The following is a 13,976-nucleotide window of genomic DNA, read 5'->3' as shown; positions in this document are numbered from 1 at the left end:
ACGATGTTCACCTAATCGCGACAACGGATTCGCTTTTGGAATGGCACAAAATTGTCAATTTCCCCGGCATGCGCTTTTTTCAGTTATGATTGTGAGACTTATCGACGAAAGGAGAGGCAATGCTGTCAATTGCAAAGCGCACTGCGGTCGGGGCCGGGCTGCTACTTATTATGCCGGTTGCCGTATGGGTATCGGGCTGGAGCTGGCAGCCGGGACATAACGTTTGGTGGCTAAAATCTCTGTACTGGATAACGGAAACGGTGACGCAGCCGTGGGGTATTATCACTCACGTTGTTCTCTGTGCATGGTTTCTGTGGTGTCTGCGTTTTCGTCTGAAAGCTGCGGTAATGCTGTTTGCGATCCTGGCTGCGGCAATTTTAGTCGGTCAGGGCGTGAAGTCCTGGGTTAAAGACAGGGTGCAGGAACCTCGGCCCTTTGTCGTGTGGCTGGAAAAAACGCACCATATCCCTGTTGATGAGTTCTACACTTTAAAACGTAAAGATCGTGGTCACTTAGTTAAAGAGCAATTGGCCGAACAACAGGATATTCCGACGTTTCTACGTAAGCACTGGCAAAAAGAAACAGGGTTTGCCTTTCCGTCAGGGCATACGATGTTTGCCGCCAGTTGGGCTTTACTGGCTGTAGGGCTGTTATGGCCACGCCGACGTACGCTGACGATTGTGTTTTTACTTATCTGGGCTACGGGCGTTATGGGCAGCCGCTTGCTATTAGGCATGCACTGGCCCCGTGATTTGGTCGTTGCAACACTGATTTCATGGTTGCTGGTAACACTGGCGACATGGCTTGCGCAGCGGGTATGCGGACCATTAACGCCGCCTGTGCAGGAGGAAAAAGAAATCGCTCAGCGTGAACAAGAAAGTTAGCCATGATTGATTTTTCGAATTTTGCCCTTAAATCAGAAAGGGGAAAGCGCTTTTCCGTTTCGCACTCGTTGTGAAAATGGTAATTTAAAGGGCTCAACGCGGTAAGTTGTACACGATTTATTCGCTCAAACCACATAACGGGAAGTAATGTGAAATATTTACTCATTTTCTTACTGGTGTTGGCGATTTTTGTTATTTCGGTGACATTAGGTGCGCAAAACGATCAACAGGTTACGTTTAATTACCTGCTGGCTCAGGGCGAGTATCGTATCTCTACGCTGCTTGCTGTATTGTTTGCCGCAGGTTTCGCGATTGGTTGGTTAATTTGCGGCCTTTTCTGGCTGAAGGTTCGTGTGTCTCTTGCGCGTGCCGAACGTAAAATCAAACGACTGGAAAACCAGCTTACGCCTGCGACCGACGTTGCGGTTTCTGCCGATTCGTCGGTTGTGAAGGAATAATTATTTATGTTGGAGTTGTTGTTTCTGCTTTTGCCTGTAGCCGCTGCCTATGGGTGGTATATGGGTCGCAGAAGTGCGCAACAAACCAAGCAGGATGAAGCTAACCGTCTTTCCCGTGACTATGTCGCCGGGGTTAACTTCCTCCTGAGCAACCAACAAGACAAAGCGGTGGATCTGTTCCTCGATATGCTAAAAGAGGATACGGGCACCGTTGAGGCTCATCTCACCCTCGGAAACCTGTTTCGCTCGCGCGGTGAAGTCGACCGTGCAATCCGCATCCATCAAACGTTAATGGAAAGTGCTTCGCTAACCTACGAGCAGCGTTTGTTGGCCGTACAACAGCTGGGGCGCGACTACATGGCCGCAGGTCTGTACGACCGCGCGGAAGACATGTTTAATCAGCTTACCGATGAAACAGATTTTCGCGTCGGTGCATTACAGCAACTGCTGCAAATTTATCAGGCGACCAGCGAATGGCAGAAAGCGATTGATGTTGCAGAACGCCTGGTGAAGCTCGGTAAAGATAAACAACGTATCGAGATAGCTCACTTTTACTGCGAACTGGCCTTACAGCAGATGGGCAGCGACGATATGGATCGCGCCATGACGCTGTTGAAAAAAGGGGCTGCGGCAGACAAAAACAGTGCACGTGTTTCCATCATGATGGGCCGTGTGTACATGGTGAAAGGCGATTACGCGAAGGCCGTTGAAAGTCTGCAACGCGTGATTTCTCAGGATAAAGAACTGGTCAGCGAAACGCTGGAAATGCTGCAAAGCTGCTACCAGCATCTGGGGAAAAACGATGAGTGGGCCGAGTTTTTACGTCGGGCCGTTGAGGAGAATACTGGCGCCGCCGCAGAGCTGATGCTGGCCGATATTCTTGAAGCGCGTGAGGGGACTGATACCGCTCAGGTTTATATTACCCGCCAGCTACAACGCCATCCTACGATGCGCGTGTTCCACAAGTTGATGGATTACCATCTTAACGAAGCAGAAGAAGGGCGCGCGAAAGAGAGCCTGATGGTTCTGCGCGATATGGTCGGGGAGCAGGTGCGCAGCAAGCCTCGGTATCGTTGCCAGAAGTGCGGATTTACCGCATATACACTGTACTGGCACTGCCCATCCTGTCGCTCATGGTCAACCATTAAGCCTATTCGCGGACTTGATGGGCTGTAATTTTTAAAAAAAACTTCACTTTAGTTACAACATACTAATGAACTGTAACCAATCCATCCTCAGCCACCGTTGCCAAATTCGCCTGGCAGAAATGTAATCGCGCCTGTTAATTTTCTATTGCCGCAGGTAGAATGCACGCCGTTTACCCATTTTGCGCCGCCGATGGCGCCCATCCTCAGGAAGGTCTGGTCATGACGTTTACTGCTTCATCTTCTTCTCGTGCTGTTACTGATTCTCCTGTCGTTGTCGCTCTCGATTATTCCAATCGTGATAAAGCATTAGCTTTTGTCGACAGAATTGATCCTCGTGATTGCCGTTTGAAAGTGGGCAAAGAGATGTTCACGCTTTTTGGACCTCAGTTGGTTCGCGATTTACAACAGCGTGGCTTTGACGTTTTTCTTGATTTGAAATTTCATGATATTCCCAACACTACCGCACATGCCGTTGCGGCAGCTGCCGAGCTTGGCGTGTGGATGGTTAACGTTCATGCTTCAGGTGGGGCGCGTATGATGACCGCTGCACGTGAAGCCCTGGCGCCTTTTGGCAAGGATGCGCCGCTGCTGATTGCAGTAACAGTTCTGACCAGTATGGAAGCCAGCGATCTTGCCGACCTAGGCGTGACGTTGTCACCTGCGGAGCATGCGGAAAGGCTGGCGCGCTTAACCCAACATTGTGGTTTGGATGGCGTCGTATGCTCCGCGCAGGAAGCAGTGCGATTCAAGCAGGCATTTGGCCAGGCATTTAAACTGGTTACGCCGGGTATTCGCCCTGAAGGCAGCGAGGCAGGCGACCAGCGTCGCATTATGACGCCGGAACAGGCACAGTCAGCTGGCGTGGATTATATGGTTATTGGTCGTCCGGTCACACAGTCGGCAGATCCGGCTCAGACGCTGAAGATGATCAATGCCTCCCTGAAACGAGGTGCGTAAATGAACGACTCAAATTCTCGTCTGGTCTACTCAACTGACACCGGGCGTATTGATGAACCGAAAGCCGTCCCAGAGCGTCCCAAAGGCGACGGCATTGTCCGTATCCAGCGACAGACCAGTGGCCGCAAAGGTAAGGGCGTGTGCCTGATTACTGGAATAGATCAGGACGATGCTGAACTGACCAAATTAGCTGCGGAACTGAAGAAAAAATGTGGTTGCGGCGGGGCAGTGAAGGATGGCGTGATTGAGATACAGGGTGATAAACGCGACCTGATTAAATCGCTGCTGGAAGCCAAAGGAATGAAAGTTAAATTGGCTGGCGGTTAATAAAAAAAGCCACGGAATTTTTCCGTGGCTTTTTAATAATACAGACCTGAAAAAGTAAACGTATTATTATATCGAGCCGTTTAACCGTAAATTATTTACCCACCTGGTGGCCAATAATACCACCTACTGCAGCACCACCCAGCGTGCCTAGCGTGCTGCCGTCAGTCAGGACTGCACCACCGATTGCACCAGCACCAGCACCAATTGCGGTGTTACGGTCACGTTTGGACCAGTTAGAGCAGGCACTCAGCGACATTGCCAGAGTAATCGCCAAAATGGCAGCGGTCATTTTTTTGCTCGTTACTAACATAATACTTTCTCCTGAATTATTGATTCACGGAATCCAGTGTTCTTTAAGAATAGCGCTAAATTTAGGCTAACGAAGATATTTCCGTGAAACCGTTTAGCGAAGGCATGACAAACACTATCCTGAGATTGGAGGTTCGTTCCTGTTATATCGCTAACATTAATTTTACGACTTAATCCTATTAACGACAGGTAAAAAGTCTTAATTGGACTGTCAGATAACTCTCAGAGAGGAGATGATTTGCCGACTGACAAATCATCTGCTGAAGATTTTATGCGTTCGCATCAATGATATTGACGGTTAATCCTGAATGCTCAAGCTGCATTTGTACGCTGGCGCTGAGTCTGGAATCCGTGACTACGCGGCTGAATCGCTCTAATGGACCTAGTGTGTAAGGGTGAATGGCTTCGAATTTTGAGCTGTCAGTAAGCACAATAACTTCTGCACCTTTTTCCAGCACCGCGTTAACCACATCAGAACGCATCATGTCACGTCCGGTGAAGCCGGTGTCAGCCTGCCAGCCATCAATGCCGATAAAGGCCTTACTGAAGTGTACCTGCTGGATAAACTGGCGAGTTAAGGGCCCCACCATGCTTTCGCTTTTTTTCTGATAGATCCCGCCAAGGAGAATCACTTCGCAGGGGGTTTCTTTCAGCAGATGGGCTATATAACTGCTGACGGTAATGATGGTGACATCTTTTTGCTCCGCCAGCGTTCTGGCCAAGAGCGCATTGCTGCTGCCGTTTTCAATGAATACGGACTCGCCAGGGCTTACCAAAGATGCGGCAAATTCTGCCAGTTCACGCTTCAGCGTAAAATTAGTCATCATGCGCGTTTCCACATCATCACTGTTCAATGAAACAGCAAAACCGTGCGCACGGCGTAAATAGCTCTGTTTCTCCAGTGTGTTCAGATCCTGTCGAATCGTCACTTCTGAGACACCGGTGATTTTTGCCAGTTCGGCAACGCTCATCTGACCTTTATCAGTCACCATCTGCAAAATAGATTGTTGTCGGGAATTCATAATATTAATTTTATTGCAATATTGTATCGGAAATTAAACGGAAACTGCCTCATATGCAGTTTGCTTATAGCAGCGATATTAAAGGGTTAATGTCATCAGATCTCCCAGGGAGCCTTGTGCTTTTTGGGCAAAGACTCGGCATCTTCTTTGGCCGTGTCTAGCAGCTCAGCCTTCAGAATTTCGAGATTGTGGATGGCTGAGTGGTAATCACCTGCAACGAGGATATCCAGCACGGTATCAATGCGTTCGGCCAGACGCTGAGCGTCGATATCAGACATGGTTATCATCCTAATAGCAATAGAGTTTGAATTTCATGATGCAGAATTTCATGGCAAAAGAGAAGGGAAAAATAGTATTAACTATCAATGATAGAAGAATATTATATATTCTGTTATTACATGCAGATAGGATCGTTACGTAATGTCCATTTATGGCTATTAATGACGTTTGATCCCACAGCATTAGCGCGTTTTTTTATTCAGATGTCGTCGATACCAACGTTCAAATGCAGCCGCTGGCATTGGTTTGGCAAACAAAAAACCCTGACGTTCGTTGACGCCATTTTTGGTTAAAAAGGCATCCTCTTTCGCGCTTTCAACACCTTCGGCGATGACCTGCAGATTGAGTGCTTGTGCGACCGCAACAATGGCACGTACCAGCGACTGCGAAATAGGTTGTTTGTGTACATCCCTGACAAAGGTCTGATCCAGTTTAATTGCATCAAGCGGGAAGCGGGCCAGTTGAGACAGTGACGAATATCCAGTACCAAAATCATCCAAATGGATTTGCGCCCCCAACTGGCTAAACTGCTGAATGACGGACAGTGCCAACTGCTCATTTTCAATCAAACTGCTTTCCGTTAACTCGACATCGATGGGGCAATATTCAAAGTCGAGTTCATGAAGCACCTGTTTGAGATCGGTAAATAGCGTCTGATCGGCGAGCTGGCGGGCAGAAACGTTTACCGCCACGCGCAGATTGATTCCCTTGGCGCGCCATTTTGCGACCTGACGCACAACGTCCAGAATAACCCAGCGACCCAGCGGAACGATAAGCCCTGATTCTTCGGCGTAGGAGATAAATTCCAGTGGTGGAATGAGGCCGCGTTCCGGAGACTGCCAGCGTACCAGCGCCTCCAGGCTGCGCACTTCGCCTCGCCAGGTTATCTTTGGCTGATAATGGATAACCAGTTGATCGTTTTCCAGCGCCTTGCGCAGGTTAGTATCCAGCCACAGGTATTCAAATACCCGCTGATTCATTTCCGGAGAGAAAACACAAAACTGTCCGCGGCCGCCTTCTTTCGCGGTGTACATGGCCGTATCGGCGTTACGAATGACGCTCTCGCAGTCCTGACCATGCTGTGGAGCGAGGGAAATACCAATAGAGCAGCCTGTATAGACTTCAATCAGGCCAATGCGAAAGGGTTGACGCAGGCGTGTCAGAATGCGTGATGCGGTAGCTTCCAGAGTGCTCTGGGACGTTTCGGTGGCAAGGACGATAAATTCATCACCGCCAAACCGAGCCAATAGCTGGTTGTCGTCAAGACAACTGAGGATTGCAAGCGACACACTCTGTAATAGCTGATCGCCAAACATATGCCCGTAGGCATCGTTCACCTTTTTGAAGTTATCCAGATCGAGATATACAATCCCAACCTGAGTATCACCTGCGTTCTCAATCGCGTCGCTTATCAGCTCATGAATGGCGTTACGGTTCGGTAATCCGGTGATGGAGTCGGTATTAGCCAACATACGCAGGCGTTCCTGCGCGCGGCGTTCTTCAGTGATATCGGTGCCGGAACAGATCAGAAATATTTCGTTCTTGCCGCTACCGTTATGTACAAACTTATTGCGAAAAAGAAACAGGCGCTGACCTTTGCAGGTCTTCACCCAACGTTCGACTTCATATGAGTTGCCTTCGCGAAAAAAGACCTCGATGTTGCGTCTGGAGGCTGCGGCTTCACGTCGACTCATAAACAGTGTGAATACGCTTTGGCCAATGACTTCACGTTCTCTGAGTCCGGTGTACTCTTCGCACAGACGGTTAAAACGCTGAATATTGCCCATGCGGTCAAGAATGACAATAACGGAATTGGCTTCTGAAACCACCTGTTCGGCAAAAGAGAGACCTTGAGCCAGGTCGCGTGCGACGGAAGGGGTGTCATCCCAGGCTGATGCGCTGCCGGCCCATTCGCGCTTATTGATTTTCCGCCCGACCAAATGTACCGGAATATCGTCATCTTCAATGGGTAACGTCATCAACAGGCTTGACGTAATTACCGTCATCTCGCGAATGCGGTCGGCCTGCTCGGGTGATAATTCGATGGTCTGCTCAGCGTCTGCTGTTTCGTCAATAGAGAAATGCAGGATGTTGCAATCCTCTGACAAACGCCAGTAGGGGTTATGAGTGCCCACATAGCTATACAACGTAACCAGCTCCCGGACGTCTTTCATGATGTGTACTATCCCGTTTAAAGCGCATAAAGCCTCAAAAGTAAGGGTAGCCATGATTCATTCAGGGTGATTATGGCTGAACGTATTGTTTTATTTATATATTTATATGTAATCCAGAATCCATAAAAAGCAAAGCCAGCCGAACTGAAAAATAGTAAAAAAAAATTTTGACTGGATAAGAGAAGTGTAGTGTGTGGTTGAAATTTGGCCGCTAAAAAAAGAAAACGACCTTTCAAAAAAGAGAAAGGTCGTTGGATTTGTCAGTTTACGCTGCTGGACGCGCGATAACGCTACGGGTTTCCATGCGAACTTCGGCGATAGTTACGTCAATCACATCAGTGACTTTGTAAACCACTTCACCTTTGATTTGTACGGTACCACTTTCCTGGCTGCAGACCAGTTCATCACGCACGGCGTGCAGGAAGGGGGCAGGAATAAAGGCAACAGCGCCATTATCAACCAAACGTACGCGCATGCCGCCGCGGCTGACGTCGATGATCTCGGCCGCAAAGCGGGTGTCGGTTCCGGCTTTATCACTCAGGAAACGGGCGTATAGCCAGTCACCCACGTCACGCTCAGCCATCCGGTTCAGGCGACGACGTTCTGCCATTTGCACGGTGGTATCATCCTGAGGTCGAGCGACGGTTTCGCCTTTGATGACAGCCTTAAGCAGACGGTGGTTGATCATATCGCCGTACTTACGGATTGGGGAAGTCCAGGTGGCATATGCCTCCAGACCCAACCCAAAGTGTGGACCTGGCTCAATACTAATTTCAGCGTAAGACTGGAAGCGGCGAATTCGGCTGTCGAGGAAGCCGGATGGCTGTGCATCCAGTTCGCGGCGCAGTTTGCAGAAACCTTCCAGTGTCAGTACTTCTTCGGCATCGACGTGCATACCGTGGGTTTTCAGCAGCGCGGCCAGAGCATCGGCGTTGGCCGGGTCGAATCCCATATGGACGTTATAAATACCGAAGCCCAGCTTGTCGCGAAGCACACGGGCGGCGCAAATATTTGCCGCAATCATGGATTCTTCCACGATACGGTTTGCGATGCGGCGTGGCTCAGCGACGATGTCCAGTACTTCACCTTTTTCACCGAGAACGAAACGGTAATCCGGGCGATCTTTAAAGACCAGCGCGTGGTTATGACGCCACTCTCCTCGGCTCAGGCAAATACGATGCAGCAGACGGATTTGTTCCGCAATCGCGTCGTTTTCTGGTTGCCACTCGCCAGTACCTTCCAGCCAGTCGGAAACATAGTCATAGGCCAGCTTCGCTTTAGACTCGATGGTTGCGGCGAAGAAGGTGATGTTGTCTTCAATCGTGCCATCGGCGGTAATGCTCATACGACAAGCTAAAACCGGGCGCACTTCGTTCGCGCGCAGAGAGCAGAGATCGTCAGACAATTCACGTGGTAACATCGGGATATTGAACCCCGGTAAATAATTGGTGAACGCGCGAATTTTTGCCGTTTTATCCAGCTTACTGCCTTCTGCAATCCAGGCTGTTGGGTCGGCAATGGCGACGGTTAATTGTAGCGTGCCGTCAGCTTGTTCTTCAGCATACAGCGCATCGTCCATATCTTCGGTGCTGGCGCTGTCGATGGTGACGAAATTGAGGGCGGTTAAATCTTCACGAACCAGGCCTTCGTCCAGCATTTCGGTTGCTACACCGTCTGGGGCTTCTTTTTCCAGATTATGGCGTGCCAGTGTGACCCACCACGGGACAAAGTGGTCATCAGCAAAAGTGATAAATTGGGTTAACTCGGCGTAGAAGGTGCGATCGCCTTTCAGCGGATGGCGGCGCATTTCTGCAACAGCCCAGTCGCCTTCTTTAAATTCATGTTCAACGCCGCGGGCTGCACGACAAGGAATAGCATCTTTCAGTAACGGATGATCCGGCACAATGGACAGACGGTCATTTTTGCCCTGAACTTTACCCACGAAGCGCGTCAGGAAGGGTTCGATCAGTTCTTCCGGCTCAGCAGACTCACGATCTTTTTCTGTATGGATAACCGCAACAATACGGTCGCCATGCATCACTTTTTTCATCTGCGGCGGTGGAATGAAATAGCTTTTTTGTGCATCGACTTCCAGGAAGCCAAAGCCTTTTTCCGTGGCTTTTACCACCCCTTCAGCACGTGGCGTCTGGGAATGTAGTTGCTGTTTAAGCTGCGCTAGCAGCGGGTTGTCCTGAAGCATAATTGTCTATTTTCGTGGCTAAAAGAGCGGCTGACAGTTTTACGCGATTCTGCCAGTTGCAGCAAGCGCTCTTTCAGTAAGTGGATCGGTTAATCAGTGTCGCCCAGCGCGATTTTCAAGCGATTCAACCATCCGCACAATCCACTCCAGGCTAGCAGGTTAATGGCCTGCTCTGAAGAGATTCCCTGATCGAACAAAGGCGTTAACAGTGCGGTGCTAAAGCGGTCGGGCGCCCGGGTCAGCCATTGTACCGCCTGTAGGGTGACGCGCTCAACCGGATGTCGTTGTTCCCACCGTTGTAATTCACGTTCATCCTGACGAAGAACGGTAATGGCCTCGGTTAATTCATGAGTTGAATACGCATGTTCATTAAAACAGGCCACGCTGCCATTAATCCGTGAAGTCATCAGCGTCGCCAATGAAAATGCCTGTACCGGTATCCCGCTACGTTGCGTGCTGGAAATGAGCGACCCGAGTAAATCCAAAATGACGGGGGAATGTATCAGTAATGGCAGTAACGCTTGCAGTTCCTCGGGATAACGTCTGTCTATCGACTCATCATGATTAAGATGTTTTTCAATCGGAAATGGCGAAGCGTGCCAGGTAGCGTTTGCTGCACTAAATGGTGAAGCGTGAGCGAATTGTTGTATATCGAGACCCGGAATTCGGCGCACCGGATGTCCACACCAGGCCTGAAACAGGGCCACGATACGGGCCTGAAAACCGACGAATCCGATAATTTGATTCATCAGAATACTATCGCTGGTGGTCAGCCCGACTGCATCCAGATGCTGGCGATCGCGCGCGCCTATCACGGCAGGAGAGCTGGCAAGTTGACGAGCATATTGGGTGATTTGCGCCAGTCGATGGTTACTTTCCCGCGAGGAGTCCGGCCCAGGAAGCGGTGTTAGACGCGCGGCATAGTGATTACATAATCGCTGGACGCCATATACCTGAGCGACGGTTAACGCCGTACTCATCCGTTCATAGGCGCTGAATGTGTGCATCTGACTCAGGTTTACGTGGGTCGGGAAGAGGATCTGTGCAAGTTTACGGGCAGGGATTAACCAGGATTGAAAAGGTAAAAGGGCGTCATCAGATATCGCCAGATCCAGTAAAAAGCAGTCGTCGACATGAGCGGCTTCCGGCACCAGCGGCAGAACATCTTGTGGATACATGCTGGATTGCGTCTCATGATACCAGTGGCTTTTGCCTTCAATTCGGCGTTGTTCCATGGGCGGTCCTTGGTCTAAAAAGTGGCGACCCGGACACGTCGTCATACCACTACGCCGGATCGTTTGCGCTGCAATATCCTGACGTAAGCAGAAGAGGGGATGAAAGATTGTTACGTGATAATAAATATCAGAAAAGCATATATGGGACAGGGTAGAGGGGAATTAAAAACGAGCATCACGGGCGACGGTGGGCCGCCCAGAGAAGAGTGGATGATTATTTCAGTTCTAGTTCATTCATTGCAGCGATGCTGAAACCACCGTCAACGTGTACAACTTCACCTGAGATACCGGCAGAAAGATCGGAACACAGGAATGCCGCAGAGTTGCCCACATCTTCAATGGTAACAGTGCGGCGAATCGGCGTAACAGCTTCGCAATGGGCCAGCATTTTACGGAAATCTTTGATACCGGAAGCGGCGAGGGTGCGGATTGGACCTGCGGAAATTGCGTTTACGCGTACGCCTTCAGGCCCCATTGCGTTAGCCATATAACGGACGTTTGCTTCCAATGAGGCTTTCGCCAGGCCCATCACGTTATAGTTAGGGATTGCACGCTCTGCGCCCAGATAGGACAACGTCAATAGCGCAGAGCCAGGGTTTAGCATAGAACGACATGCTTTTGCCATCGCAACAAAGCTATAAGCGCTAATGTCATGCGCAATTTTAAATCCTTCGCGGGTAACTGCATTCACATAATCACCATCCAGTTGGTCAGCAGGTGCGAAGCCGATGGAGTGTACGAAACCGTCGAATTTCGGCCAGGCTTTGCTCAGTTCAGCAAACATGGCGTCAATGCTGGCATCTTCAGCTACATCACACTGCAAAACAATGTTGGAGCCTAATTGCGCTGCAAATTCTTCCACACGACCTTTCAGCTTGTCGTTCTGGTAGGTGAACGCCAGTTCGGCACCTTCGCGATGCATCGCCTGAGCGATTCCCCATGCGATAGACAATTTACTGGCAAGGCCTGTCACCAGAATGCGCTTACCTGATAAAAAACCCATGGCTTTAATCCTTTTGGTTAACACTTATCTTTTATCAATCAATGAGTTATGATTGACGCATCAAACACACTCGAAATTGGCCTGAAATTATATCCCACGCTTTTTCCCTTGAGAATGGTTATCCGCCTCACGTGACCTGTCACGTTATTACATGTGAGGAGTATATCATCCCCCTCCGCTTATGCTTCGTTCAGGCATCTAACGTCGGTGAATCAGAGAAAATACGAGGTTTCAAAGGCATTGAAATGGTATTATTTCATTGCTAGCTGATGTTAATAAACATAGCAAGGTAGGAACTTTCTTAAAACATAAAACATGACAATATTCAGCTTGTTATGATATATTGTTTTTATCGATCAATATCGATTCATTGATCGATATTATTGATTGATTGTGATTAGAAGTGCATTATCAGGATGTTATGATCAATTGGAGTGGTCTTATGCACTATCATTTCATCGCGGAACCGATGAGAGACACAACAGATAAATTACTGGGTGTAGAGATTAACGCCCGGTTTACTTCAGATACGGTTCACCCGTTGCATCCAGATTTCATCATTTCAGCGTGGGATAGCGAACAAAAGCGTAATTTCATGCTCGAGCAAATTCGACTAATTGCCGAAAAGCGTGACTGGTTTGAGCGCAACAGCCTTATTTGCACCCTGAACCTCATTGACGAAATGGCACTGCTGGCGATTGGTGATCCAGCCATCAAGTCGGCCTTACATGCTCTACCATTTATTGCACTGGAACTTTCAGAACGTTTTCTGTCGAATACCGTGTGCCTGAATAATCTGCTGATTAATTCACTTCGCGACGGCCCAAACGCATTGTGGTTGGGCGATCTTGGCTCCGGCAGCGTAGGGGCCAGTCCGCTGGTTTGCGGTCATTTTGACGTTGTGAAACTGGATCGCGGTTTCTTCCTGGAACAGGTAGAAAAACCGATGTTCCCGGTGCTGATCAAAAATATCAGGGAATATTGCGACCGTGTTGTGGTGAAGGGAGTAGAAACAGTACGACTTATCGACGAGGCCAGTACCGCAGGTGTCTGGGCAATGCAAGGTGGTGCCCTTTACCCGTCAGTCGCGTTTACCGAAGTTGATACGCTGCTCTTACCCACGTTGTGTCACTGATGACAGATTGCCCCCCGGTTGAGGAGGGCAGCCGTTTGCTAACGATCTTTTCGCCAGGCATCAGCGGTGAGCGCTTCGCCGAAATGACCTGCAATCAGGCGGCGGGTAAGCTCATGAAGCGGGGACGCCAGAACATCCGCTGTACTGCCGCGTTCTACCACTTCGCCCTGATGCATGACTAATACCTGATCGCTGATGTGCTTCATCATGCCAATATGTTGGGTCACATAGATATACGAAATCCCCTGTTTTTCCTGCAATTCCAGCATCAGATTGATGAGCTGTGAACGCATCGACATGTCCAGAGAGGCCAGGGCTTCGTCGGCGATAATGACTTTGGGGCGTAAAATGAGCGCACGGGCAAGGCCCAGACGCTGTTTTTGCCCTGGGGCCAACATATGTGGGTAATAGCTTACGTGATCGGGCAGCAGCCCGACCATGCGCATGGTCTCCACGATCTGTTTACGACGCTGCTCAGGCTCGAGGTCGGTATTCAGACGTAGCGGAAAATCAAGGATCTGCGAGATACGTTGCCGCGGATTAAGCGATGTTGACGGATCCTGGAAAATCATACGGATCCGCTGGCTACGAAATGAATAATCGCCATATTTTAACGGATGATCGTCAATCAGCAGCTCACCGCTGGTGGGTTCAATCATACCCGCCAACATTTTTGCTAGCGTAGATTTCCCCGAACCGTTTTCACCAATGACGGCGAGCGTCTGACGTTCACGCAGGGTGAAACTCAGGGGCTTAACGGCCTCAACGGTCTGGCGGCGAAATAAACCTGTCCGGTAGCGAAAGGTTTTGCTCAGATTACGAACTTCGAGCAGGGTTTCTACCAT

At 49.6% G+C, this 13,976-nt stretch carries 14 protein-coding genes; 6 read left to right on the top strand and 8 right to left on the bottom strand.

Annotated features, from left to right (window positions below):
- Positions 1–119: 119 nt before the first annotated feature.
- From pgpB to yciH, 5 genes are all read left to right on the top strand, one after another.
- Complete coding sequence (pgpB, locus tag OGY10_RS12805; protein WP_003833318.1) at positions 120–884, top strand: phosphatidylglycerophosphatase B; 765 nt, start codon at positions 120–122, stop codon at positions 882–884.
- 149 nt (positions 885–1,033) lie between these two features.
- Positions 1,034–1,342: a LapA family protein gene (locus tag OGY10_RS12800; RefSeq protein WP_003020595.1), complete on the top strand. Its 309-nt coding sequence runs from the start codon at positions 1,034–1,036 to the stop codon at positions 1,340–1,342.
- 6 nt (positions 1,343–1,348) lie between these two features.
- The gene (gene lapB / locus OGY10_RS12795; protein WP_008784929.1) at positions 1,349–2,518 is read left to right on the top strand and encodes a lipopolysaccharide assembly protein LapB; all 1,170 of its coding nucleotides are present in this window, start codon (positions 1,349–1,351) and stop codon (positions 2,516–2,518) included.
- 191 nt (positions 2,519–2,709) lie between these two features.
- Positions 2,710–3,447 (top strand): orotidine-5'-phosphate decarboxylase, encoded by a 738-nt coding sequence (gene pyrF / locus OGY10_RS12790; RefSeq protein WP_020996371.1) that lies wholly within the window; start codon positions 2,710–2,712, stop codon positions 3,445–3,447.
- Positions 3,448–3,774 carry a stress response translation initiation inhibitor YciH gene (gene yciH, locus OGY10_RS12785; RefSeq protein WP_003833315.1) on the top strand — a complete coding sequence of 109 codons (327 nt, stop codon included), beginning with the start codon at positions 3,448–3,450 and terminating at the stop codon, positions 3,772–3,774. It begins immediately after the preceding gene.
- Positions 3,775–3,865: 91 nt separating this feature from the next.
- Here the strand turns inward: yciH and osmB are convergent, their stop codons facing one another.
- The 7 genes from osmB to fabI all read right to left on the bottom strand — a co-directional run bounded on the left by osmB (position 3,866) and on the right by fabI (position 11,996).
- Complete coding sequence (gene osmB / locus OGY10_RS12780) at positions 3,866–4,084, bottom strand: osmotically-inducible lipoprotein OsmB (RefSeq protein ID WP_003020583.1); 219 nt, start codon at positions 4,082–4,084, stop codon at positions 3,866–3,868.
- Positions 4,085–4,352: 268 nt separating this feature from the next.
- Positions 4,353–5,105, bottom strand: a complete 753-nt coding sequence (gene yciT / locus OGY10_RS12775; protein WP_032943602.1) for a DNA-binding transcriptional regulator YciT — start codon at positions 5,103–5,105, stop codon at positions 4,353–4,355.
- 95 nt (positions 5,106–5,200) lie between these two features.
- Complete coding sequence (locus tag OGY10_RS12770; protein ID WP_003833313.1) at positions 5,201–5,383, bottom strand: YciZ family protein; 183 nt, start codon at positions 5,381–5,383, stop codon at positions 5,201–5,203.
- 183 nt (positions 5,384–5,566) lie between these two features.
- The gene (pdeR, locus tag OGY10_RS12765; protein ID WP_008784927.1) at positions 5,567–7,558 is read right to left on the bottom strand and encodes a cyclic di-GMP phosphodiesterase; all 1,992 of its coding nucleotides are present in this window, start codon (positions 7,556–7,558) and stop codon (positions 5,567–5,569) included.
- A 265-nt stretch (positions 7,559–7,823) separates the two neighbouring features.
- Positions 7,824–9,758: an exoribonuclease II gene (locus tag OGY10_RS12760; protein WP_191227136.1), complete on the bottom strand. Its 1,935-nt coding sequence runs from the start codon at positions 9,756–9,758 to the stop codon at positions 7,824–7,826.
- Between the two features lie 89 nt (positions 9,759–9,847).
- Positions 9,848–10,993, bottom strand: coding sequence for a carboxymuconolactone decarboxylase family protein (locus tag OGY10_RS12755; protein ID WP_191227137.1), 1,146 nt, complete (start codon positions 10,991–10,993; stop codon positions 9,848–9,850).
- A 214-nt stretch (positions 10,994–11,207) separates the two neighbouring features.
- A complete protein-coding gene (fabI, locus tag OGY10_RS12750; protein WP_020996373.1) occupies positions 11,208–11,996 on the bottom strand; it encodes an enoyl-ACP reductase FabI in 789 nt (262 codons plus the stop codon).
- A 442-nt stretch (positions 11,997–12,438) separates the two neighbouring features.
- Here fabI and OGY10_RS12745 point away from each other — a divergent pair, with 442 nt between their 5' ends.
- Positions 12,439–13,131, top strand: a complete 693-nt coding sequence (locus OGY10_RS12745) for an EAL domain-containing protein (protein WP_032943595.1) — start codon at positions 12,439–12,441, stop codon at positions 13,129–13,131.
- Between the two features lie 38 nt (positions 13,132–13,169).
- On the opposite strand, the gene sapF is transcribed toward OGY10_RS12745, so the two are convergent.
- Entirely contained in the window at positions 13,170–13,976 is an 807-nt protein-coding gene (sapF, locus tag OGY10_RS12740; RefSeq protein ID WP_003020558.1) for a peptide ABC transporter ATP-binding protein SapF, read from the bottom strand.

Source organism: Citrobacter sp. Cpo148, from assembly GCF_030332375.1.
Classification (GTDB): Bacteria; Pseudomonadota; Gammaproteobacteria; order Enterobacterales; family Enterobacteriaceae; genus Citrobacter; species Citrobacter portucalensis.
Note: the sequence above shows the minus strand (reverse complement) of the source record. Positions and strands in the feature narration are given on the sequence as shown.

What these genes read in the sequence shown, in the direction of transcription:
- yciT (WP_032943602.1), bottom strand. Translation starts at nt 5,105, where the DNA reads ATGAATTCCCGACAACAATCTATTTTGCAGATGGTGACTGATAAAGGT.
- sapF (WP_003020558.1), bottom strand. Translation starts at nt 13,976, where the DNA reads ATGGTAGAAACCCTGCTCGAAGTTCGTAATCTGAGCAAAACCTTTCGC.
- OGY10_RS12745 (WP_032943595.1), top strand. Translation starts at nt 12,439, where the DNA reads ATGCACTATCATTTCATCGCGGAACCGATGAGAGACACAACAGATAAA.
- pyrF (WP_020996371.1), top strand. Translation starts at nt 2,710, where the DNA reads ATGACGTTTACTGCTTCATCTTCTTCTCGTGCTGTTACTGATTCTCCT.
- pdeR (WP_008784927.1), bottom strand. Translation starts at nt 7,558, where the DNA reads ATGAAAGACGTCCGGGAGCTGGTTACGTTGTATAGCTATGTGGGCACT.
- pgpB (WP_003833318.1), top strand. Translation starts at nt 120, where the DNA reads ATGCTGTCAATTGCAAAGCGCACTGCGGTCGGGGCCGGGCTGCTACTT.
- OGY10_RS12760 (WP_191227136.1), bottom strand. Translation starts at nt 9,758, where the DNA reads ATGCTTCAGGACAACCCGCTGCTAGCGCAGCTTAAACAGCAACTACAT.
- fabI (WP_020996373.1), bottom strand. Translation starts at nt 11,996, where the DNA reads ATGGGTTTTTTATCAGGTAAGCGCATTCTGGTGACAGGCCTTGCCAGT.
- OGY10_RS12770 (WP_003833313.1), bottom strand. Translation starts at nt 5,383, where the DNA reads ATGTCTGATATCGACGCTCAGCGTCTGGCCGAACGCATTGATACCGTG.
- OGY10_RS12755 (WP_191227137.1), bottom strand. Translation starts at nt 10,993, where the DNA reads ATGGAACAACGCCGAATTGAAGGCAAAAGCCACTGGTATCATGAGACG.
- lapB (WP_008784929.1), top strand. Translation starts at nt 1,349, where the DNA reads ATGTTGGAGTTGTTGTTTCTGCTTTTGCCTGTAGCCGCTGCCTATGGG.
- osmB (WP_003020583.1), bottom strand. Translation starts at nt 4,084, where the DNA reads ATGTTAGTAACGAGCAAAAAAATGACCGCTGCCATTTTGGCGATTACT.
- yciH (WP_003833315.1), top strand. Translation starts at nt 3,448, where the DNA reads ATGAACGACTCAAATTCTCGTCTGGTCTACTCAACTGACACCGGGCGT.